Genomic DNA, 22,796 nt, shown 5'->3' with positions numbered 1-22,796 from the left:
AATTCCAGATGAACGCATCTAATGAAAAAGATTTACCGCTGGGCACAACCGCGCACTACGCCAATATGCATAAGTGGTTACAGCGCGGGCTGTTCGTATGCCTTGTGTGTTTGGTTTTTGAAGCGGCACTGTCGTTTCCACTCATCGCGATGTGGATGGGTTGGCCCACGCTGACGCTGACTGAAGTCTGTCATGAGATGGAGAAGGTCAGATTTGCCGATGACTCACGTGAGTGCATCGTGCCGTATCCACTGTTTGGGCCTGCAGAAGCAAAAGGGCAGAAGACCGCGCAAGACACCTGGGGCATTCAGCCGCGGCCGCACTACAAGCGAATCGGTTATCGCGATCTCGTCAAATTTCGTGATGAGCGACTTGCACGTGAAGCGGCGGGGGCCAGGCTTCGTGCAGAGCGAGATGTCGCGTTAAAAGCAGGTCTATCTGCAGCGCAACCACAACAATAAAGGGAGTTATCAATGAGCAGCGCAGACATGGCCAATAAGGTGAAAAGGCCGGATCACGTTTCGGAGTCTGTTGTTTATGAATTCGACTACAACACCGACCCTGAATACTGCCGAGATCCGCACGCGCGTGCTGCTGACCTCGCTGTAAAGGCGCCGCCCATTTTCTGGACGCCCTATAACGGTGGCCATTGGATGGTGCAGTCCCACGACGCCGTTCAAGACGCTTTGCGCGACTATGGATCATTCTCAAGCGAACATTTTTCGCCTGCCGCGTTCGAGGCAATGATGGCCGATCTGCCAGCAGAGGAGCGCATTCCCTCTCCTGTGCCCATCTGTATTGATCCACCTTTGCACGCAAAGCTGCGGTTACCGCTGTTTTCGACTTTCTCGCCAAAATCTGTGATGGCTCGCGAAGCTGAAATTCGCGCTGTCGCAGAACGCTTGATTGATGGCATTGTGGCCAAGGGCCGCTGCGAGTTTCAGCATGATGTGTCGGATATCTATCCGGTAGAAATCTTCCTCGGATTATTTGGGTTGCCGAAAAACAAGGAACGAGAATACCGTGATCTGGCCAAGAAACATCTGACGTCCATTTCGCCTGATCTGTCCGAAAACATGCTGATGATGCAAAGCATCGCGGCCGTCATGCGCGACACCATTATCGAACGTCAACATGATCCCAAGCAGGATCTCATTAGTCTGTTGTGGTCCTTGGAGATTGAAGGCGAGCCGATGACGCTGGATTTGATGCTGAGCTATTGCGTCATCCTGTTCATCGCTGGCCTCGATACGGTCGTCAATGCAATGGGCTTTGGCGTACGTCATATCGCCAGTGATATCGATCTGCAAAGAAAGCTTCGCGCTAACCCAGAACTGATTCCACAGGCTTCAGAAGAAATATTGCGACGCTATGCCTTCGTTGCGCCGATTCGCATCATGAAGCGCGATACCGAATTTCATGGCGTGCAGATGAAAGAACTTGAGCGCGTCATGATGTTCATTCCTAGCGCTAGCGTTGACGAGAAAAAGTACGCGCAGCCGACGAAGTTCGATATGAATCGCGAAGGACTCACGCACTTGGCCTTCGGCTCGGGGCCACATCATTGTCTTGGTATTCACCTCGCGCGCTTGGAACTCAAGATCATGTACGAAACAATCTTGTACAAACTGCCTGAGTTCCGTTTAGATCCCAAGAGACCGCCGACTTTCCATGGCAGTATCATTGCGGGGCCGACCAGTATTCATCTCCAGTGGGGAGTTGAAAGTGCTGAAGTAGATGAGCCCGAATCCACAACCAGCGCTGCACCTAAAGCAGCGGAAATGCCTGTGTTGGCAGCGGCGGTTGCCGCGAGCACTGCCAAAGCAACAGTGACTGCCGGGCCTCCAGCATCAGTTGAAGGAACGTGGACAGTCACAATTCATGGACCCACCGGACCACAGGAAACAACCTTGATCTTGAAAGTCGAGAATGGTGTTCTCGGCGGCACGCAGTCCGCACTGGGTCAGGTCGAAACCGTTAAAGAAATCGACTACGACAGTCGCAGTGGCAAGCTCAGCTGGGTCAATAAGATCAGTAAGCCGCTTCCGCTGAAACTGCAGTTCTCAGGCGTTGTTGATGGCAACTCGATGAACGGCAAGATCAAGGCTTCGATCATGGGCTCGTTCCCTTTTACCGCCGTAAAAATGTAATCCGGTGTTAAGTCTTCTGCGGTGTCGCCGTAGGCGAGAAAATACCGTGGCGGAGGAAGTTCGATAATTCGCGCGTAAAGCGTTGAGCGAGTTGCTCATGATCACTGTCGGGCAATCGGCTGAGCATGACGAGTGTTGAGGTCATGCCGAGGAAGATGTACGAGAGAATTTCAACGTCGAGATCGGCGCGTGCTTCGCCGGTGCTTTGCATATGTTTAAGCGTTTGTCTGACCATCCGATTGATTGGGTGATCAGATGACAGTTCGCGGCCTGCAATCGCATCTGCAATGAGCAGTGTGGCGGCATCGCGGTTCTGCATGACGAGTCGTGCGGTTTGTAGCATCACATCATCAGCGGAGGCAACGCTGCTGTACTGAACTGATTCAAGCAAACGTTCCGTGATCCAGCCTTTGGCTTCGCGCAGGAGATGATCGCGGTCGGTGAAATGTTGATAGGCGACACCACGACTGACATTAGCCAGCTGTGCAGCTTCTTTGATCGACAGTGCATCCGGCCCTTTCAGCGCAAGCAACTCGACTGTGGCTTGCAGCAATCGCTCGCGCGTCTGCACCGGATTCCGGATATGGGTTTTGCGCGGAGTGGGTTCGACCGTCTTACTCATGCGCACAGTTTAGTCTCAGTTCTCTGAACAAAAGTGCGTTGGAGCACGGACATCTGTCCGTGCTCCAGACGACAACTTGTTTAGAACTGTGATTCAGGCAGACGTACCACGAGGCCATCGAGTTCCTGCGTCATGATCACCTGACAGGTCAGGCGACTATTTGGCTCAACACGTAAAGCGCCATCCAACATCATTTCTTCGTTCTCATTTCTGCTGCCGGCCTTGCCTTCCCAAGCTGGGTCGATGTAGCCATGGCAGGTAGCGCATGAACAAGCACCACCGCAGTCGCCGATGATGCCTGGCACGAGATTTTCGAGCGCGTTTTGCATCACGCTTTTGCCGACATCCGCATCAACCACATGCTCTTTGCCGTTGTGTTCGATGTAGAGAATCTTTGGCATGACTGCTTACGCCTTGGTTGCGGTGAAAGGATACGAGCCCATGAAGCCAGCCTTGGCCTTGCCGGTGATGACATTGCCGCTGAGCTCGCCCGTGAATTCTACTTTTATCTTCATTGGCTTGGTGATGTGGTTGACCCAGTAAATCTTGTTGCCTGTTTTCTTGAAGTCGGCGATAGGCGTGCTGGTGCCAGCGCCGGCCTGTGCGCCGGTGAAGCTGTCGCCATTGCGCTCCAGCGTCAGCACAGCAGGCTGCGGGCCGGTAGGGCCTTTGACGACGACATTCCAAGTGCCTTCCAGCGTGACATCTGCTGCAGGGGCAGCGGGTGCTGGCGCAGGTGCGGCGGGCTTTGGTGCAACGTAGTTCTTCGGCTTGGAACCAATCCAGACGGGCAGCGAATCCCAACCACGCACGGATGACGTCGATGACATCACGGCTTTGTCGTAATCCACTTCCCATTCTGGGAATCGCTTGAGCACTTCTTCCATTGCAACGCGGCCTTCAAGACGTGCCAGCGGTGCGCCGATGCAAACGTGAATGCCTTGACCAAAAGTCATGTGCGGACGCTGTTCGCGATGGATGTTGAATTTGTCACCGTCAACAAAGCGCGACTCATCGCGATTGCCTGCAGCGACTAGCATGATCATCGCAGCGCCTTTCGGAATCTTCTTGCCGTGCAGTTCGATATCACGCATCACTTCGCGTGCGAGGAATGGGCCAGGTGGTTCGTAGCGCAGCAGTTCTTCGATGGCAGCCGGAATCAGTGCAGGGTTCTTGACGATGTCGCGGCGCTGATCAGGATGCTCGGAGAGCGTCTTGCCCATCCAGCCGATCAAGCGATTGGTGGTCTCGTTGCCTGCGCCAGCGACGACGTTGACGATATTGGAAATCTCATCGCGCGTTAGCTTGCGAACAACGCCTTCGGGATCTTTGAAATCCGTCTGCAGCAGTTCCGTCATCATGTCGTCGGACGGATTCTTTTCGCGCCAGCTGATGTATTCCTCAAAGCCTGCGAGGGCTTCTTGTTGAATGGCTTGCTGGTTTGCGAGGTCGATCGGCTTGCCAGCTTCAGTGCGCATGCGCGCATCAACAGATTCGCGGATTGCAGTCTGATCTTTTTCAGGAATGCCCAGCAGCATGCTGACCGCACGCATTGGCATTTCTGCGCCGAGATTGGTGATGAAGTCGAAGCGGTCGCCGCCAACCAAATGATCAAGGCTGCGTGCGCAAAGTGCGCGAATGTCCTGCTCAACAGCGAACATGCGCTTAGGCGTGATGATGCGCTGCATCAGCGAGCGATAAGCCGTGTGCTTAGGTGGATCCTGGTGAATGAACACGGAATCCGGCATTACGGATTTGGCTTTGATGAACTCAAGAATGTCGCCGTGTGCTGAGCTGAACAGGTCGCGATCGCGCAGCGTGGCTTCGATATCTGCATAGCGACTGATCGCGTAGAAATCGTGTTCCTCGTTGTAGTACAGCGGCATCTCCTCGCGGAGGCGCTTGTACATCGGATACGGGTTAGGGATTAGATCTGTGTTGTAGGGATCCCATGAGATGCTCTGAGCGGCAGCTGAATTCATTTCTCGTTCCTTCGCGTGTTTATTGCTGTGCGTGGGTAGGACATGCCGTCTCCAATTGCCCTCGCAGGGGCAGCGGTCATGCTGAACTATAATGTACACGCATGTTCATTAGCCTGTAAAGCGGGCAAGCTCGCTGACACTAAAAATCACCGGGCAGGCGAAATTCTGCTCAGTGTTATTTAAGCTAAATTATTGAAATAGAAATGTATTTAAGCGGGGCGCGAGGACTTTAGAAAGCGCTACGGTTGGCTGACAGTCGTCTCAGTCGCGGATTGGAGGCGGGGCAGCTTTAAGGCCGCGTGTCCTGCCGCATGGCTCCCATGGCAAGTGGCGACGACTGCTGGGTTCCCACGTCGGTTGGCGTCAACGACGTGTGCGACTCGTTGGCGCATATAGGAAGAAAATATTTGGCGACGCATAGATTGATTCTTTGAAAACAGAAATAAAACTATCAGGCTGCACACTTAATGAATCGAAAGAGTGCAGCCTGATAGGTCAGCTAGCGTTAAGCGCTTGCAGATGCGCGATAGCTGTTACGCAAGTCCCGCATGCGATCGTGATTACGAATCACGCCTTCGTACTGACGCTGTACCACGGTGCGAATAGGTGGCGGAATCTCGCTTTTGAGTGCCTTGGCAAATACGGCCTTGGCGCGATCTTCACCACGTTCCACCTCCTCTAGAACAGCGACGTTGCTGTCAGATACGGCCGATTTAACCTTGACCCAGCCGCGGTGAGCAGCGCCTGCGATGGTGCCGGTCGTTGCAGGTTTGCCGCCGATGGATTGCACGAGGCTCTGAAGCTCAGTCGCAGCGTTGCTGCATTCAACTGCGCGTTGCTGGAAAGCTGCTTTCAGTTCTGGCTTGGTCGCGTCGTGTGCGGCTTCAGTAAAACCTTTCTTGCCGTCCTCAGTTGTTTCGATGAGGTCGTTCAAAATGCTGATGGTGTCATTGGTATTCATAAATCTCCTTAACAATTTAATTAAATAAGTGCGTGACGCTGAAAAATATTAACGTCACGATATTCCGACTTGAGTTATGACTAGAAGTTCATTTCAAGTTTGATGCGAGAGCTGCGCTCATCAAAAATGAGCGGCAGTGAACAGAGCTTTAACAACTAGCTCTTCTCATCAAGGCGCTTGGCCATGTCGAGATGCTGCTTAAGTGTTGGCAGCGTGTTCTTCGCATAGGTTTGAATGTCTGCATCCTTAGATTTCTTTGCAGTCTTCTCAAAGAGATCAACGGCATCTTCGTGGCTATCCTTCACCACTTCAGCGTAGGCAGCATCAAACTTCTTTGCGTCTACCTTCTGAAGGTTATCCAGTTCTTTCTGGTGCTTGGAATCTAGACGCGTAGGAAGCACGACACCTTTGGTTGCAGCGATTGCACGAAGATCAGTGTTATTCACTTCATGATCTGTCTTGGCGCTGGTAGCCAATGACTTTGCTTCAGTAGTTAGAGCGCGGCTTGATGCAATTGTTGCTGCTTGAACTTCGGTCATATCAGCTTGCGCGGCTTTTCCAAGAAACTCGATGTCATCTTTGGAAACAGTCGTAGGCCCAGTAGCCTTTGTTGAATCCGATGAGGAATCAGCAGATGCGTATAGCGGCATGCCAATACCAACAGCGAGTCCGATGAGAGCCAAATTACGCTTAAACGGTTTCATAAACTTCTCCTTCATCCATTAGGAATTTATTCGTCTGCATCTGCAGTCGAGTCCGTGCATTGGTTATGCATGTACAAAGTTATGAACGCGTTTGATCGGCATGGTTCCAATTAATATTAATTCATCTCGTCGTTAACGCGACACATCAATAAAAAATATTCAGGTAGAAAATTATTTTATTCCCACATAAATTTTCTGTGTGTTGGCCTATTGGTGGGGCAATATCTCAGGAGTGTCGTTTTCTAACGACTGCTTATTTGTAAAAAATACAAACACTTATTTTTTGAATGGATTTAACTGTCGTCATATGGCGACACATTCATGCAGTGAGAAGTCGTGCGCGCAATAAATAGACCAATCTCAGAACGATATAAATCGATAACTCACTGTTACACCTGGGAAAGAAAAGCATTGGCACGGTGATTGCCTGAATTCTAGTGAGCCAGAATAAATTGGCTTGATCGCAGGTTGAATAGATGCGACCTGTAATGAAGCACTTTCAGGAGAACGACAATGCTTTATTGGGCGGCAGTATTTTTCATCGTTGCGCTTTTTGCAGGTTACTTGGGCTTTATCGGTATTGCCTCAGCGGCAACCGGAATAGCAAAGATTCTTTTCTTCCTTTTCTTGGTTCTTTTCGTTGTCAGCCTGGTTAGCGGCGTCCGCGTTCGCACACCGGTTGAGTAATAAATCGATACCCTTCAGGAGAATTATTGTGAAAGAAAATAACGGTAAACCTACAGATAAAAATCAGCAGAACTCAGTGAACAAGCAGGATGCCAACAAGGATCGTGCTAACGCTGAATCCCAGCAGAACGCTAGCCAGCAGCATGCAAAGCAAGGTGAGCAATCTCGTCAGCAAGGCGAAAGCCGCACGTCGGTTGGTCAGGAAGACGATCGCAGCGCTGGCCGAGATTCACAGCAGCATGCACGTCACGACGATGAGAATCGTCAGCCAGGCGGCGGCAAATCTTCACCACAGTCCAAGCAGCAAGGCGAACAGAGTGATCGTCCTCGCGCACAGGACAAGCCGCAGCAGCGGTAATTGTTGAAGAGTATGCCGGTCATCTCTTGACCCGGTTATGACCCGCCATCCTTGTACCTAAGGTTGGCGGGTCATTTATACCGGCGTCAGTTAGCGCTCAATCAAGCGTGGATGCCTGACTACTGTTCAACCCAATTAATAAAATAAAAAAATGATCCCCATGAATAAAGTCCAAACAAAAGAAGCACTGTTTCGAGATCGCGCACCTGAACAGGAAAGACGCCAGCTTGAGAGAGACTTTGTACTGATGAAAGATTATTTATTGATGTGCTTTCAAAAAGAAGATTGGCACGGCGTGATGGATGCATCCGCAGATATCCGCGAAATCGTCGCCAAGCTTTCAGTTCTTAATAGACATTCAGTCCTAGGCTGGACCGACGACCAAAGCCGCACCGTTAATTTAGGAGAAGCCAAATGAATTCTATTCATGAAGACGGTCACGCATTGATCAAACTCTCTGAGCAAATCGAAGGCGCTCCGCAAATTGAGGCTGAGTCCCATAAAGACAAAAAGCCGAAGAAGCCAACTCCGCCGCCTAGCGTTCAGCGCCAAGACACGGACTACGACGTTAAGCCTTCCATCAAAAAGCCTAAGCCAACTCCGCGTAAGGCGCAGTCTGCTTTTCAGCAGGCGAGGTCATGGCAGCAGTTTCACGCTGAAGCGCCGGACACCGGCATCGCCGTGCAAGCAACGCAGATGGGTGAGTCTGAAGGTCAAGTCAATCACGACGCAATGCAAAATCACGTTCAAATACTGAGAGTGCTTTGCGGCTAAGTCGACATTGATTAGCGTTGTCGAATTTAAATACAACGTGAGCATCACACAGTCGACTTTATGGCAATCAGAAAAAAGCTACTTGTGGAAGTGATGATGTAATTAACGGGACCTTCATGGTCTGAAACTTTGCAATAGGGAGATGTGGCTTTATGCTAGGGCGCGCCAGTCATTTACATCGTTGGATTGGTGGGGCTCTACTTCGTAAATCGAAATGTAGATCGATTTCCGCATTGCCAATCTTTACGCGAGGTAATCGCTGATGCGGATTCCTACAAGACCGCGCTCTATTTTTAGCTTGATATTGCTGGGCTATGCGCTAGTAGCGCTGCCCATCATTGTGGTATCCGCTGTGGCGGCGATTTATGCAAAGACACTTGCTGATGACAGTAATCATCTTTTGAATAATGGGATTCATGTTATTCAAAAAAGCCAAGCACTTGAAGATAGCCTTATCGCTATCGATCGCATCTCGCAGCAGTATCGAGTGCTGGGTCAGCCGCAAAGTCTTGAGACATTTCCTAAGCGAGCACGAGCGGTCAATGAGGCATTGGCTGATTTAAAACTTTCGACTCAATATCGACAAAGCGATTGGCAGCTCGACAAGATTGGCTCCGATGTGAGCGCGCTGGGCGCGGCACTCAGACTGAATAACCCTCAAGCGACTGAGCTTGCGCAGGCATTAGACAAGTTTGGTGAAGTCCATAAGCTGGCAAATGGAATTACAGACCAGGCGCAGATATTTATCGCCAATGAAGCCAGCGCAATTGAACAGCGGGCGATCAAACACGAAAACTTTTTAATCACACTCGGCGCATTCTTGTTGCCCATAGCCTGTGGTATGGCGCTGTTGTCCGCCTACTATGTGATCTTTCCCTTGCGCAAACTGGATCGCGTGATTCGGGATCTGGGCGCAGACCGATTAGACAAGCCCATCTCAGTTAGAGGCCCGCAAGAGCTGCAACGTTTGGGACAAGAACTCGATTGGCTGCGAACAAGATTGCTGACTGTTGATCAGGACAAAAACCGTTTCTTACGCCAGATGGCCCATGAGTTGAAGACGCCTTTGGCCAATGTCCGTGAGGCTGTAGAGCTATTGGCGGAAGGCGTGACCGGCAGTTTGTCGGAGCAACAAGTTGAGGTTGTCGGCATTCTGAATAACAACAGCTTCGAGCTCCAAAATTTGATCGAAAATCTGCTGGATTTTGAAGATTGGCGCGAAAAAGCCGGCCGTATGGATTTCAGTTTCTTCCCAATGCGCCCCTTGATCGATCGTTGTGTACAACGCTATCGCGTCCTAATAACGGCCAAGAGTCTGACCTTTGCAATAAATTGTGATTCGTTTCAGGTGTATGCTGATCGTGAGCGCCTCAGAATGACGTTGGATAATCTGATTTCCAATGCTATAAAGTTCTCTCCGAAGGCCGGTACGATATCCATAGCCGCTCGTTTAGAAGTGGTGGAATCCAATAGCGTTAAGACATCTAACGAATTGCAAATAGAGATTGCGGATGAAGGGCCAGGCATCCCAGAGAATGATCGCAACAATATTTTTGACCCTTACTTCACGGGTAAGCCGCCTGCTGGCCGCCACCTACAAGGTACGGGCATTGGACTTGCGGTGGTTAATGATTGCGTTAAAGCGCATGGGGGAACCATTGCTGTCGTCGATCGCCCCGCTTTGGGCGCTTGTTTCTCGATTCGCATGCCGATCGAATACGAGCGCGCCTCAGTCTCGGTCGCCGTCTAAACTTCATTACATCGCAACGCTTCTGCTGGTGAGCGTTGGTTTGAGTGCATGTCAGAGCATGCCGGGAATGACCAAGGTTGATGATCAGAGAACGATCATGCAACTGGAAGATCTGCTGACATTGATGCAGCAGCTGCTTGAGGCAGACGCGGCGACCCACAAGAGTCTCGATGTAGAGCTTCAGCAGCAATACGAAGCCGATCCTTCTCAAACTAATAAAATGCGATTGGCATTGGCCCTGACGACGCCCGGTCATTCGCACGCAGATCTCCTCAAATCGCAACAGATGATTGATGAGCTGCAAGCACAAAATGAATCGCTTCCGCGAGTGATTGCAATTTATTTAAGGACAAGAGTCGCGGCCAACAAGCAGACCTATGCGCTGGAAGGAAAAGTTAAAGCGCTCTCCAGCGGCAACAAAGATCTGAACCAACAGCTAGAAGAAGTTAAAGCACAAATTAAAGCCTTGACTGCAATCGAACAGAATCTGGAAAAAACGAACCCACGCACGGCGGGGGCTCGCTAACTTTTATGGAAACAGCAAAGCGCCGAATTCTGCTGGTTGACGATGATCCTGACATGCTGCGGCTGTTGAGCATTCGACTGCGCGCGCACAACTACGATACTGATTGCGCGAAAGATGCCGCCGAAGCAATCAATATGATTTACAGCTTCCGGCCGGATTTAATTATTTCGGATTTACGCATGCCGGTAACTGACGGCATGGAACTGTTGACGGAAGTGCAGCGTTTGCATCCCGGCTTGCCGATGATCTTGCTGACGGCTCACGGAACGATTCCAGACGCCGTTGCTGCGACGCATCGTGGCGCATTCGATTTTCTGACCAAGCCTGTCGACAAAGAAGCTTTGTTGGCCGTTGTCGAGAAAGCCATGCAGCTTTCTGGCGGTTCAATTGCTGTTGATCCTAGCCGCAGTAAAAAGTGGCGCGAAGAAATCGTCACGATGCACCCCGTCATGCTTCAGCTGCTGGAGGACGCTCATCGAGTGGCCTCGAGCGAGACTAGCGTCATGATCATGGGCGAGAGCGGCACCGGCAAAGAGTTGCTCGCTCGCGCTATTCATAAGGCCAGTCCTCGTGCCAGCAAGGAATTTATCGCCGTCAACTGCGGCGCTATTCCAGAGAATTTGTTGGAATCGGAATTGTTCGGCCACGAGAAAGGCGCTTTTACTGGCGCCATTCGTGAGCACGAAGGTCTTTTCCGTGCGGCCGATGGCGGCACGCTGCTGTTGGACGAAATCGGCGACATGCCGTTGCCACTGCAGGTCAAACTACTTCGCGTACTTCAGGAGCGTCAGGTTCGGCCGGTCGGAAGTGTGAAGTCATTCCCCGTGAATGTACGAATCCTTTCTGCAACACATCGTGATTTGAAATATGCGATGGAAGAAGAGAAGTTCCGAGCCGATCTTTATTACCGACTGAATGTGGTCGGGCTGCGCATGCCTTCGTTGTCGGAGCGTGTCAGCGATATTCCCATACTCGTATCTCGCTATCTCGCTGCTTTGGCGGAACGCAGTGGCGAGCGCTGCAAAGTTTATGCACCCGAGGCGATGGAGTTGCTGGTGGCAGCGGCATGGCCGGGCAATGTGCGTCAGCTTTTCAATATTGTTGAACAGAATGTGGCCTTGTCGGTTACGCCGGTCATTGGCGCACGCATCGTTCAAAAGGCATTGGGTAGTGAATTTTCTGCACTCCCCACATTTGCTCAAGCGCGCGATGACTTTACGCGTGCGTATCTCACTCAGCTGTTGCAGATCACCGGCGGTAATATCAGCCAGGCATCGCGCATGGCTGAACGCAATCGCACGGAGTTCTACAAGCTGCTGTCGCGATTCGGTTTGAACCCTGCTTTGTTCAAATCCGAAAGCTGATTGCGGCCTCTGTCGCTGAAAGGCGACACCAAAAAACCAATAAAAACAGCCTTGTAGGCGCTGCCTGTAAAAGGAGTGTCGGTATCTCCCGACACTTTTGCGCGATTTCACGCTCAATACGAGCCTCGCTGCTCGAATCGCGCCGAATTTAGTTCATAACTCACTGTTAATAAATGACTTTATAGAGTTGGCACGCGCGTTGCCCTTATCTAGCTGAGGAAACGGAAATTGACTTCCGATTTCGATAAATCAGCCACTCAAGGATGAGGACATTTATGCAAAAGATTCAGTCTGTATTGATCCCAAGCGTGTTTGCCGCCGCTTGTTTCGGATCCTCTCAAGCTTTCGCTGACGACGTCCGCACGGGCCAATTCTGAGCGCGTCGCTTCCGCGTGTTCTCACACGCTAAAAATTTATTCGTAACTTTTTCAGTCGGTCAATCAACTTTTTACCCATGTATTTCCAGGAGATATCCCAATGAAGATTAAACACATCGCAACCGCCGTTTCAGTCGCAACTTTGATGAGCCTCGGCGTCGTCTCTACTGTTCAGGCCGCTAATGCACCAGAGCCTAAGAGCGCTAATGTCAGCACCGCAATCAGCGACGCTGCCATCACCACCAAAGTGAAGGCGAAGTATCTCGAAGACAAGCGTCTGAAAGATTCCGACATCAGCGTGACGACCGCCAATGGCGTTGTGTCGCTGACCGGCACGGCTCCAAGCTCCGAAGCAAAGAGCGCTGCTGAAGAAGTCGCAAAAACCGTTGAAGGCGTGTTGAACGTTGGCAACGACATTCAGACCCCATCGTTGACGAGCCAGGTCGAGAAGAAGACCAAGCGCGCTGCCAAGAAGACTGAACGCGTAGTTTCGGACAGCTGGGTTACGACGAAAGTGAAGTCGGCACTGCTGGCTGACAGCGTGACCAAGGGCTTCAAGATCAGCGTGAAGACGAAGAACCATGTCGTTGCCTTGTCGGGCACCGTTGATTCACAGGCTTCGATTGATCACGCCACCGATTTGGCCAAGAACATCGAAGGCGTAAGCAGCGTCGACACGTCGGCTCTCCTTGCTGGCACCACGAATTAATTTCCCCCTGAAACAGGAGTAATTGCAATGAACAAAGATACCGTTAAAGGCGAATGGAAGCAGTTGTCCGGCAAGATCAAACAGAAGTGGGGCGAACTCACTGACGACGATCTAAAGCAGGCTGAAGGAAATCAGGAACATCTTCTCGGCAAGCTGCAGGAAAAGTATGGCCTTGCCAAAGAAAAAGCCAAGGAACAGCTGAAGGATCTCGGCTTTCACTAAGCGTTTTTTTTGAGTGGTTCACGGAGGCTCCCCCTTAGCCTCCGTTCCAATGGCCCGCAGTGTCACCACTGCGGGCCTGTTTTAAAACAGCAATTCAATTCAATTAGAAGCAAATGGAGGCAGACATGCTCGATTCACTGGCACCACAAAAAAATCATCTCTTAGCTGCCTTACCGGCTCAAATTCAGGATCGTCTCTTTCCGAGACTTGAACTAGTGCCGCTGTCGATGGGAAAGGTCTTGTGCCATTCCGGTGATAGCTTGCGGCATGTTTATTTTCCAGTTGATTCCATCGTGTCTTTGTTTCACGAGACAGAGAGTGGCGCTTCCGGAGAAATCTCGATGGTCGGCAACGAAGGTCTCGTTGGCATCGCTTTGCTACTGGGCGGTGACAGCACTTCCAGTCAAGCCATCGTGCATGGCGCGGGCTCTGCATATCGACTGCCGAAGCAGCAGATCAAAGAAGAATTCAATCGTCATGGAGAGTTTTTGGAATTGCTCCTGCGATATACGCAATCACTGATGACGCAAATGTCGCAGACCGCGGTTTGCAATCGTCATCACTCCGTTGAACAGCAGTTGTGCCGCTTGCTGTTGCTGGCGCATGACCGCGTACCGGGTAACAAGCTGAGTCTGACGCAAGATTTAATCGCAGGCATGCTCGGTGTGCGCCGTGAAGGCATCACCAGCGCTGCGGGCAAATTGCGACTACAGAACGTTATTCAATACGCCCGCGGACAGATCACCGTGCTCAATCGTCCCAAGCTCGAAGAATTGAGCTGCGAGTGCTACGAAGTGGTTAGACATGAATACGCACGCCTGCTGCCAGGCCCGTGTTCGTGTGCGGTTAATTGATGATTAACCTTTGCGAGCCATCTCAAAGCTATGCATGATGTGATCGACCTGTCCTTTGGGTACCGGTGCAAATACCCAAGGGGCAGACTGATCGCCAATGGCATTGATCTGTTCACCCACTTGCTCAACGCTCCACGCGGGCTGATACACGCCTTGTGTTTCTGCGATGTAGATCTTGGATACACGACCAGCCATTGAGCTCAGAATTTCACCTGTGACCGAACAGGACTCATGTGCGAGCCAGCCGACGACGGGCGCAACAAGTTCTGGACCCATCGGTGGATACATTGACGTGTCGAGCCCCTCGGCCATGCGCGTGACGGCGCCGGGTGCAATGATGTTGCACTTCACACCTTCGGCTGCGCCTTCGAGCGCAGCGACATTGCAGAGGCCAATCATGCCGGTCTTGGATGTCGCGTAGTTGGCGACGTTGTGATTGCCGTAGATGCCGCTGACAGAGGATGTCAGCACGATGCGGCCATATTTCTGTTTGCACATCGATGCGAAAGCAGGGCGCAGCACATGGAACGCGCCGCGTAGATGCACATCAAGCACGGCGTTGAAATCATCGTCGCCCATATCCTTGAGTGCAGCGCGACGAACATTGCCCGCGTTGTGAATCAAGATGTCGATCTTGCCGAAGTGATCGAGTGCAGTCTGGATGATCGCTTTGCCGCCAGCAGAAGTCGCGACAGATTCTTTGCTGGCAACGGCGTCGCCGCCAGCGGCTTTGATTTCGTTGACGACTTCTTGTGCGGGATCAGCATCGGTGCCTTCGCCTTGTAGCGAGACGCCGGGATCGTTGACGACAATCTTCGCGCCGCGTGAAGCGAGTAGTAGCGCATAAGCGCGACCAAGGCCACGACCCGCGCCGGTGATGACGGCAACGCGATTATCGAATCTCAGCTCGCTCATGATTGTTCCTTACTGCGCTGGTGCTGGTGCGTAACCGAGCAGTGATTTGATTTCTACATATTCATGGAAACCAAACTCGCCCCATTCGCGACCATTGCCGCTCTTCTTGATTCCGCCGAAGGGCGCGTTGAAATCGAAGCCGCCGTTGATGGAGACCCAGCCGGTGCGCATGCGCTTAGCGACTGCATTGCATTGCTTGGCGTCGGCGCCGTTAACGTAACCAGCCAGGCCAAAGTCTGAATCGTTGGCGATGGCGATGGCGTCATCGATATTGTCGTAGCCGATGATGACCAGCACTGGCCCAAAGATTTCTTCGCGAGCAACGCGCATATCGTTACGCACGTTGGCGAACACAGTCGGTTTAACGAACCAACCTTTGCTCAAACCCTCTGGGCGACCAATACCGCCCGCGATCAGTTGCGCGCCTTCGTCGATACCGATCTGAATGTACTTCTGAATCTCGTTGAACTGACCCTTTGATACGACCGGGCCCATTGCGACTGCAGTATTGGGATCGCCAACAGTGACTGCGGCAGCGGCTGCGCGCGCGGCTTCAATCGCTTCAGCCATGCGTGCTTTCGGTACGAGTAGACGTGAGCCTGCGCTGCAGGTTTGTCCTGAGTTCACCATCAAGCCGCTGGTGGCACCCGCAACATTTTCGGGGAGCTTGGCGTCATCAAGAACAATGAAGGCGCTCTTGCCGCCGAGTTCCTGACAAACACGCTTGACGGTATTCGCTGCGCTCTTTGCGATTTCGATACCGACGGTTTCAGAACCAGTGATGGAAACCAGATCCACTTGTGGATGAGCTGACAGCGCTGAGCCAACCACAGAGCCGCTGCCATGAATCATGTTGAACACGCCCTTCGGCACGCCCGCGGCATGCATCACTTCAGCAAAGATCTGCGCTGAGTAAGACGCAAGCTGAGGTGGTTTGAGCACCATCGTGTTGCCTGTCGCGAGGGCAGGGAACACTTTGACGGTGACCTGATTCATCGGCCAGTTCCAAGGTGTGATGAGTGCGCAGACGCCGATGGGATCTTTGCTAATCAGAGTTACGCCGCGTTGTTCTTCAAACTTGAACTCTTTCAGAGTCTCAATCGCAGTCGCGAGATGGCCTGCGCCAAGATCAACGTGGAAGCCTTGCGCCAATCCTGTTGGGGCGCCCATCTCTTCAGTGATCGCAGCGCCGATATCAGCTTTGCGCTTGGTGTATTCAGCCTGAATCGATTCGAGCAGTTCGATGCGTTGCTTGCGGCTCGTCTGTGACCAGCTGTCGAAGGCTCGACTTGCAGCTTTCACTGCCTTATCGACATCTGCTGCATTTCCAAGCGCGATGCGACCTGAGACCTCTTCAGTCGCTGGGTTGATGATGTCCGCAGTTTTTGTTTCGCTAGGGCTAACCCACTGGCCGTCGATGTAGAGTTTCAGATACTCGCGCATAACCTTCTCCGTGTTTTCTTGTTTCCCTCTCCCTACTTGTGGGGAGAGGGCTAGGGTGAGGGGTTCTCTCTAATTGGCGAGAGCCCCTCACCCCTGACCCTCTCCCCGCACGCGGGGAGAGGGAGACTTTCTTTACGACTGACCTTCGGCGTACCAAGTGCGGAAACGCGCGTAGTTCGGCGTATCCAGATTCTGGTTGCCACCGTGGTTGATGACGGGGTCGATTGGTACGTGGATGACAGTTGGCTTGCCGCTTGCAAATGCAGCCGTCACTGCTGCACCGAGGTCTTCACCTTTCTCGACATAAACGCCTTCGCAGCCGAGGCCCTTGGCGATTTGGTCGAAGCGAACGTCTTTGCTCCAATGCACGCCCGGTTCGGTGGTGTTGCCATGACCGAAGGTGCGCTTGTACACGCCAACTTCCAAGCCCCATGCGTTGTCGACAGCAACAACGACAACCATCGGAATCTTGAGACGCGAAACCACTTCGAGATCACCGATGTGATACAGGAATGACGAGTCGCTAGTGGTCAACAAAACTGGACGCTTGCGACCGTCAGCAATCGAGGCACCGATTGCGTAGCCAAGACCGGTGCCCAAGCAACCGAAGTTCTGATTCCAAACCACGTCATGCGGCTTGGCTTGCAGATAAGTCCACGTGAAGACCACGGTGCAACCGCCGTCGCGCGCGTGGATCGCGTTCTTCGGCATCGCCTTGGTCGCTTCAACAACCCACTGGCCCGTGTGAACGCGGCCGCTGTCGGTTTTGAAATCCTGTTTGGTCAGCGCCAGTAGGCGATCTTTATCTTCTTTGATCCAACGTTGCAGATCCGGATGTTCCTTGCGTGGGCTGCCTTTCAGTCCAGCAGAGAGCTGCGGTACGACGGTGCGCAGGTCTCCAACCAGTGGCACGTCGATCGGACGATTCTGGCCAATCGCTTCCGGATCCAATTCAACGTAAATCCATTTGCGATCCGTCTTGCCCTCGGCCCACAAGAAGTTACGACCGTAGTGAATTGGCTCGCCGATTTCGGTGCCGATGGCGACAACGACGTCGGACTTGGCGACGATTTCGTCACCCACTTGGGAGAACAGATAAGGGAAGGTGCGATCTTCAACGCCTTCGATGAATGCGGTACCACCCGAGGTTTGCAGAATAGGGCAGCCCATCAGCTGCGCCAGTTCTTTCACTTTCTGACCAGCGCGCGTGCACTGCACCGCGTGACCCACCAACAGCACTGGGCACTCGGCGTTCTTGATCAGCTCGACAGCCTTGGCAACCATGTTGCCGTCTGCACCCGGCTCAACCAAACGGTAAGACGATGGCGGCAACGCCGGAGGCACGTCCAGGTCCTGCTGAATGATGTGCGATGGATATTCGATGTAGACCGGGCCCGGCGTGCCGGACTGACAGACGCGCAGCGCGTGGCGAATGATTTCGTCGGTCTGCTCGGCGTACTCAATGCTCGCGCTCCACTTCACCGAGTTCTCGAACAGTGCTTCCTGCTGGATAAACTGGATGCGACCGCGACGTACGCGCTGCTCCGTGATGCGAGCGCGCTGACCGCCGAGATAAATGACCGGCGTGTTTTCAACCAGCGACGTCATCATCGAACCAGAGGCGAGGGCAACGCCCGGGCCCAGCGTGGCGATACACAGCGCCGGCTTGCCGGTCATGCGTGCGTAGCCTTCGGCCATGAAGCCGGCAGAGAGTTCGTGGTGTGGAGTGACGACATTCCAGCCGCGCTTTTCAGCAGCGACAAACAGGTGAACGAAGTTAGGATCCGGAATGCCGAAAACGGTGTTGATACCTTCGGCTTCGAGAAGCTCAAGGATGCGTTCGTAAACTTTGACGGCCATGTTTCTATTCTCTGTTGGTATTCGTGATGTATTGGTTTGGATCAGCGAGCGCTGTCTACTTGATCAACTTCGGCGCGTCTGCCTGCATGTAATCAGCCAGCACGCGATGGAAGTTGGTGACTTTGCGTTCTTGATGCGGATTAGGCAGCGTGCCGCGGAAGCCACGTGACTTCATGCCGCGTTGCACTGCAGCCATGTTGGAAAAATCTTGCGATAGAACCTTGCCCCACTTCTCAGCGGTGGCTTCGGCGTACACCCATTCGGTCTTTGGCTCCTGACCTTCTGGGAAACGCTCAATCGCATAAGACTCAAAGATGCACTTGTTCGGATCATCGCCGTAGGGACGAGCGCGATAGCAAAGTGCAAACGTGATGCCTTGCAGGATCGACATGTTTGGAAAAACGCTCCATGCCAAACCTGCTTCGCCCATCTGCTCTGGAGTAATCGTCGGCCACTCAATGCCACGCTTGGCATCGTCGGCGCGTGCAGATGCGAGCCAGTGTTTGATCACATCGCCCGGTGGTGTGCCTTCTGGCAATTCATCAACGAGGCGCTTCGCTGCATTCACCAAGGTCTCAGTGGTGCTGGCGTTGTTAACCGTGGTGTAAATCTCGTTCTGCAGTTCGTAGGTCGAGACGCGTGCGTCTGCACCCTTGCCAGCGCGAGTGATGGTGCTGCTCTGCTTCATCTTCATCGTCGGATCGCGTTCATCAAATCCGCTGACGCCGTGCAGCTTGTGTGCCTTGCTGTAAGCGTAGTACTGACCGTACTTCAGCAACTGCGTGTGCGTGCCTTCAACGTGATACGGCTCCATGAACGCTTCAATCGCGGTCTTCCAGTTGCAATCGAAGATCACCCACTGACGCCACTTGTAGCGCATCTTCTCCATCGAAAACGGCCCAAGCGTCTTGGTGACGGGATCGAGATATTCGTGAAGAGGGGCAGCGTTAGCGTCCATGTTGATGAACAGCCAACCGCCCCAGGTGTCGACTTTCACTTCACCGAGATGTGTACGCACATCGGTCAACGTGCCTTTCCAGTCGCCCTCGTCGAGCTTGTGCGTGCAGTTGCCATCAAGGTCGTAACGCCAAGCATGAAAGCCGCAGACAAACTGCGTGCGCTTGCCGCAGGCGCTGTGTGCTTCGGGTGGTGTATCCACCAACTGACGACCGCGGTGTGAGCAGACGTTGTGATAAGCCTTGATCGTGTCCGCTGCAGTGCGAACGATCAAAATGGAGTCGTCGCCTACGTTGTAGGTGATGAAATTGCCGACCTCCGGAATTTCTTCAACGCGACCGGCGTGCTGCCAGACTTTCGCCCACAGCTTGTTGCCTTCCTCTTTGGCGTAATCGCGAGACAAAAACGATTCGGCCGAATAGGTTAGTGGTTCGGTTAGATCTTCAATCCCAAGATTCGTTGGCTTGTTCATACCTTCTCCTGTCATGACTTGACGTCAAGTCCCGCCATGTCGCCTTTGCTGCGCCAGTCCTGCAACAGCTGTTCAAATGCGGTGAAGCCGGCGAGATAGAACTCACCGAGGTAGTAGCGGAATTTGCCGGACTCATTGTTGAGATAGCTTGGCGGGCATTCGCTTTGCATGTACTGCGAGAAACCCGTTGAAGGCGCCATCGTCGCTACCCACTCATCTTGCGCTTCCTGCGTGGGTTCAACAGCGCTGATGCCGCGTTTTAGTGACTCAGCAATGATCCAGGCAATGTGATGGCCTTGGCGATTGAACTGTTCCACCGTCGTGGCGTAGAGGCCGCCTTGGATGTAGCCAGTGAAGAACTGATTAGGGAACCCGCGCGAGACCACGCCATGCAGGGTCTTGTAACCGTCGTTCCAGTAATCATAAAGCGACGTTCCATTGCGGCCGCTGATCTCGTCAATGCCCCAGCGCTGATCCAGATCGCTGGTGACTTCGAAACCGCTGGCGCAGATCAACAGATCAATTGGATATTCCTTGCCATCGTGCACGAATCCATTCTCAGTCAGACGTTCAACACCCTTGGTGTCTGAGACGTCGATCAGATGCACATTCGGCTGATTGAAGGTCGGATAGTAAGTGTCGCTGGAGAGCGGACGCTTGCAATGGAAACGGAACCAAGGTTTGAGTGCTTCCGCCGTTGCCTTGTCGTCAACGATCTCGTCGATGCGGCGACGGAAACGCTCCATCACGTGGTAATCCTCGTCTTCGCGCATCGCCATGAAAGTTTCTGGCGTGATCGCGGGCCAACCTTGTTCCGCGAGTTTTGCGGCGACGTTGCGATTGATCTCGGTCCAGAAATCGCAGATCAGATCTTGTTCACCAGGATGAAATCCTTCCATCGCGCCGCGATGGAAATTTTCCTGACGTTGTTTCTGCCAGCCAGGCTGTAGCGTTTTGGCCCAAGCTTGATCTGTCGGTGGATTTGGCCGCGCATCAACACTCGGTGGCGTGCGTTGTAGAACAAAAACTTCCTTGGCGTATTTGCCTAGGAAGGGAACGATCTGGATGGCAGTGGCACCCGTGCCAACTACGGCTACGCGTTTGTCTTTGAGTTTGTCGAGCGTCGGATTTTCCCAGCTACCGCCGGTGTAACCGTAGTCCCAACGCGCGGAATGAAAAACCTTGCCTTTGAAATCTTGCAGACCGGGAATGCCCGGCAGCTTGGGCCGATTGAGCGGGCCACCAGCCATGATCACAAAGCGTGCACGAATTTCATCGCCGCGATCGGTGCTGACGCGCCAGCGCTGAATGGACTCATCCCAGCGCAGTGCAGTGACTTGCGTGTGGAACAGCGCATTGTCATAGAGACCAAACTGCTTGGCGATGCGAACACAATGTCCTTGGATCTCGACACCGTCGGCAAAGCGCTTCGTAGGAATAAAGCCGGTTTCTTCCAGCAGTGGCATGTAGCAATACGATTCGTTGTCGCACTGGATACCGGGATAGCGATTCCAATACCAGACGCCACCAAAATCACCGGCCTGCTCGATATTGCGGAAACTGCTGACGCCAGCTTTGCGCAATTGCACTGAAGCGAGGATGCCGGTGAAGCCGCCACCGAGCACCGCAACATCAATGTCTTCCTTCAACGAAGCGCGTGGAACAACCGGTTTATAAGGATCAGAAAACGGCTCGGCTTTGCCGGCACCAGCTTTTTTCGGACGTACATACTGCTGGTTACCTTCTGCACGGAAACGCTTTTCACGTTCCAGTCGATATTTTTCCCGTAGCTTGGGAATATCGATCTCAGCAGGTGTATGGGTTGGCTCACACTTCATTGTTTTGTTATCCATGAATTTTTGATGGCTAGCTGACTACTTCAGCGGCAGCTTGCGCAGGAGGCGAGCCGAGACTGAGTAGCGTGATTGCGCTGAGCGTCATCAGTACTACGTTGAGCATGAGGAACGGCGCATAGCTGCCGTAATGATCAAACACCGCGCCTGCAGTCAGTGGACCGAACGAGGTGCCGAGTGAAAGCGCCATAACCATTGCGCCGTACAACGAACCGAAGTTCTTCAAGCCGAAATGTTTTGCGGCGAGAAAGGCGATGACATCCACCTCTGCGCCAACGGTGAGTCCGAGCGTTGCTGCCGCGATGGACTGATAAAGATGATTGCTGGCATCAAGCAACAGCAGCGATATGCCGATGACAGGCAGCATGAATGCGAGAGCGCCGATTTTCTGCGCTGAAAAGCGATCCAATAAAAAGCCAGTGCCGAGGCGTCCAACCAGCGAGAAGATGCCGATGAGTCCGGCGATGCTGGCTGCTTCCAATCGCGTGGTGCCAGCACCGGTGAGGATCGGCACAAAGTGTACGAGCGCACCAATCGCTGTGAATGAGAAAAGGCCAGCTGCAAGCAATAACTTATAAAGCGCGAACGTACGAAAGCCTTCGCTGAGCGTAAGACCCGTGAGTACTTTGGCGGGTACTGGAACGGCCTTGGAACTTTGATCGCGTGCACCGCGGAAGAACAACAGCAGAAACGGAAATACGATAGCGGCCCAAGCAGCGCCAAGACCGACAAAGCCCATGCGCCAGCCGTATGCACCAATCAGCCAAGTTGCGAGCAGTGGAAAAATCGCAGCACTGAGTGATGCGCCAGAAAGCGTAACGGCGAGTGCGAGCCCGCGTGATTTTTCAAAGCGGCTATTAACTGCACTCGTCCACACGGTTGCCTGCACGCCGAGTGTTGCGAATGCAATGCACGTCCACAGCAACACCCAATTGCTAATCGAGCCGCTTGCCGAGCTCAGTAAAGCGAATGCTGCCGTCATCAACACAACGCCGATCAAGCCAATGCGGCGCGGCCCGATTTTGTCCACCAACATGCCGATGGGGATGCAGAACAGCGCGCTGATGATGCTGGAAACGGTCAGGCCGATTGAGATCTCAGCACGCGACCAGCCGAACTCCGTCTGCAGCGGCCCAATGAATGGACCAATCGTATAGACGTGAATAACCGACGTGGCATAGCCCAGCGCTGCCACGAAGGGCAGATACCAGTAGCCACGCCACTCCGCGGCCGCGTTTTGTTGTGTCGACATAAAT

General features: G+C 52.9%; 22 protein-coding genes and 1 pseudogene. 12 read left to right on the top strand and 11 right to left on the bottom strand.

Going from position 1 to position 22,796, the window contains the following annotated elements; translation table 11 throughout:
* Positions 1 to 8 precede the first annotated feature (8 nt).
* Both CJD38_RS13365 and CJD38_RS13360 read left to right on the top strand, forming a co-directional pair.
* Complete coding sequence (locus CJD38_RS13365) at positions 9 to 461, top strand: hypothetical protein (protein WP_206363001.1); 453 nt, start codon at positions 9 to 11, stop codon at positions 459 to 461.
* 12 nt (positions 462 to 473) lie between these two features.
* Positions 474 to 2,150, top strand: a complete 1,677-nt coding sequence (locus tag CJD38_RS13360) for a cytochrome P450 (RefSeq protein ID WP_107940866.1) — start codon at positions 474 to 476, stop codon at positions 2,148 to 2,150.
* Between the two features lie 7 nt (positions 2,151 to 2,157).
* Here the strand turns inward: CJD38_RS13360 and CJD38_RS13355 are convergent, their stop codons facing one another.
* The 5 genes and pseudogenes from CJD38_RS13355 to CJD38_RS13335 form a co-directional block, all read right to left on the bottom strand.
* A complete protein-coding gene (locus CJD38_RS13355) occupies positions 2,158 to 2,772 on the bottom strand; it encodes a TetR/AcrR family transcriptional regulator (RefSeq protein ID WP_107940865.1) in 615 nt (204 codons plus the stop codon).
* Positions 2,773 to 2,852: 80 nt separating this feature from the next.
* Positions 2,853 to 3,173: a 2Fe-2S iron-sulfur cluster-binding protein gene (locus CJD38_RS13350; RefSeq protein WP_107940864.1), complete on the bottom strand. Its 321-nt coding sequence runs from the start codon at positions 3,171 to 3,173 to the stop codon at positions 2,853 to 2,855.
* A gap of 378 nt (positions 3,174 to 3,551) precedes the next feature.
* A pseudogene (locus CJD38_RS13345) lies at positions 3,552 to 4,754 on the bottom strand (cytochrome P450); the annotation flags it as partial.
* 505 nt (positions 4,755 to 5,259) lie between these two features.
* Complete coding sequence (locus CJD38_RS13340; protein ID WP_107940862.1) at positions 5,260 to 5,715, bottom strand: PA2169 family four-helix-bundle protein; 456 nt, start codon at positions 5,713 to 5,715, stop codon at positions 5,260 to 5,262.
* A gap of 155 nt (positions 5,716 to 5,870) precedes the next feature.
* The gene (locus CJD38_RS13335) at positions 5,871 to 6,419 is read right to left on the bottom strand and encodes a DUF4142 domain-containing protein (RefSeq protein ID WP_161554237.1); all 549 of its coding nucleotides are present in this window, start codon (positions 6,417 to 6,419) and stop codon (positions 5,871 to 5,873) included.
* A 513-nt stretch (positions 6,420 to 6,932) separates the two neighbouring features.
* Between CJD38_RS13335 and CJD38_RS13330 the strand changes: the two genes are divergently transcribed.
* From CJD38_RS13330 to CJD38_RS13290, 10 genes are all read left to right on the top strand, one after another.
* Positions 6,933 to 7,106, top strand: coding sequence for a DUF1328 domain-containing protein (locus CJD38_RS13330; RefSeq protein ID WP_107940860.1), 174 nt, complete (start codon positions 6,933 to 6,935; stop codon positions 7,104 to 7,106).
* 28 nt (positions 7,107 to 7,134) lie between these two features.
* Complete coding sequence (locus CJD38_RS13325; protein WP_107940859.1) at positions 7,135 to 7,464, top strand: hypothetical protein; 330 nt, start codon at positions 7,135 to 7,137, stop codon at positions 7,462 to 7,464.
* A gap of 160 nt (positions 7,465 to 7,624) precedes the next feature.
* Positions 7,625 to 7,882 carry a hypothetical protein gene (locus CJD38_RS18375; RefSeq protein WP_146165986.1) on the top strand — a complete coding sequence of 86 codons (258 nt, stop codon included), beginning with the start codon at positions 7,625 to 7,627 and terminating at the stop codon, positions 7,880 to 7,882.
* On the top strand, positions 7,879 to 8,238 hold the full coding sequence (locus tag CJD38_RS13320) for a hypothetical protein (RefSeq protein WP_107940858.1): 360 nt from the start codon (positions 7,879 to 7,881) through the stop codon (positions 8,236 to 8,238). Before CJD38_RS18375 ends, CJD38_RS13320 begins: the two co-directional genes overlap by 4 nt.
* A 262-nt stretch (positions 8,239 to 8,500) precedes the next feature.
* Entirely contained in the window at positions 8,501 to 9,988 is a 1,488-nt protein-coding gene (locus CJD38_RS13315; protein ID WP_107940857.1) for an ATP-binding protein, read from the top strand.
* Positions 9,989 to 10,055: 67 nt separating this feature from the next.
* Positions 10,056 to 10,514 (top strand): hypothetical protein, encoded by a 459-nt coding sequence (locus tag CJD38_RS13310; protein WP_107940856.1) that lies wholly within the window; start codon positions 10,056 to 10,058, stop codon positions 10,512 to 10,514.
* A gap of 5 nt (positions 10,515 to 10,519) precedes the next feature.
* Entirely contained in the window at positions 10,520 to 11,878 is a 1,359-nt protein-coding gene (locus CJD38_RS13305; RefSeq protein WP_107940855.1) for a sigma 54-interacting transcriptional regulator, read from the top strand.
* 477 nt (positions 11,879 to 12,355) lie between these two features.
* Complete coding sequence (locus CJD38_RS18565; protein ID WP_107940854.1) at positions 12,356 to 12,964, top strand: BON domain-containing protein; 609 nt, start codon at positions 12,356 to 12,358, stop codon at positions 12,962 to 12,964.
* A gap of 27 nt (positions 12,965 to 12,991) precedes the next feature.
* Complete coding sequence (locus tag CJD38_RS13295; protein ID WP_107940853.1) at positions 12,992 to 13,186, top strand: CsbD family protein; 195 nt, start codon at positions 12,992 to 12,994, stop codon at positions 13,184 to 13,186.
* A 125-nt stretch (positions 13,187 to 13,311) separates the two neighbouring features.
* Entirely contained in the window at positions 13,312 to 14,040 is a 729-nt protein-coding gene (locus CJD38_RS13290) for a Crp/Fnr family transcriptional regulator (RefSeq protein ID WP_107941136.1), read from the top strand.
* A gap of 3 nt (positions 14,041 to 14,043) precedes the next feature.
* Here CJD38_RS13290 and CJD38_RS13285 read toward each other — a convergent pair whose 3' ends face one another.
* The 6 genes from CJD38_RS13285 to CJD38_RS13260 all read right to left on the bottom strand — a co-directional run bounded on the left by CJD38_RS13285 (position 14,044) and on the right by CJD38_RS13260 (position 22,792).
* Positions 14,044 to 14,955 (bottom strand): SDR family NAD(P)-dependent oxidoreductase, encoded by a 912-nt coding sequence (locus CJD38_RS13285; protein WP_107940852.1) that lies wholly within the window; start codon positions 14,953 to 14,955, stop codon positions 14,044 to 14,046.
* Positions 14,956 to 14,964: 9 nt separating this feature from the next.
* Positions 14,965 to 16,398, bottom strand: coding sequence for an aldehyde dehydrogenase family protein (locus CJD38_RS13280; RefSeq protein ID WP_107940851.1), 1,434 nt, complete (start codon positions 16,396 to 16,398; stop codon positions 14,965 to 14,967).
* 132 nt (positions 16,399 to 16,530) lie between these two features.
* Positions 16,531 to 18,258 (bottom strand): thiamine pyrophosphate-binding protein, encoded by a 1,728-nt coding sequence (locus tag CJD38_RS13275; protein WP_107940850.1) that lies wholly within the window; start codon positions 18,256 to 18,258, stop codon positions 16,531 to 16,533.
* A 55-nt stretch (positions 18,259 to 18,313) separates the two neighbouring features.
* Positions 18,314 to 19,687 (bottom strand): aromatic ring-hydroxylating oxygenase subunit alpha, encoded by a 1,374-nt coding sequence (locus tag CJD38_RS13270; protein WP_107940849.1) that lies wholly within the window; start codon positions 19,685 to 19,687, stop codon positions 18,314 to 18,316.
* Between the two features lie 11 nt (positions 19,688 to 19,698).
* Positions 19,699 to 21,540: a flavin-containing monooxygenase gene (locus CJD38_RS13265; protein ID WP_206363000.1), complete on the bottom strand. Its 1,842-nt coding sequence runs from the start codon at positions 21,538 to 21,540 to the stop codon at positions 19,699 to 19,701.
* Between the two features lie 13 nt (positions 21,541 to 21,553).
* Complete coding sequence (locus CJD38_RS13260) at positions 21,554 to 22,792, bottom strand: MFS transporter (RefSeq protein WP_107940848.1); 1,239 nt, start codon at positions 22,790 to 22,792, stop codon at positions 21,554 to 21,556.
* Positions 22,793 to 22,796 lie beyond the last annotated feature (4 nt).

The sequence above is a fragment of the Stenotrophobium rhamnosiphilum genome, from assembly GCF_003052265.1.
GTDB classification, from domain to species: Bacteria; Pseudomonadota; Gammaproteobacteria; order Nevskiales; family Nevskiaceae; genus Stenotrophobium; species Stenotrophobium rhamnosiphilum.
This window is presented reverse-complemented; position numbering and strand designations above follow the sequence as displayed.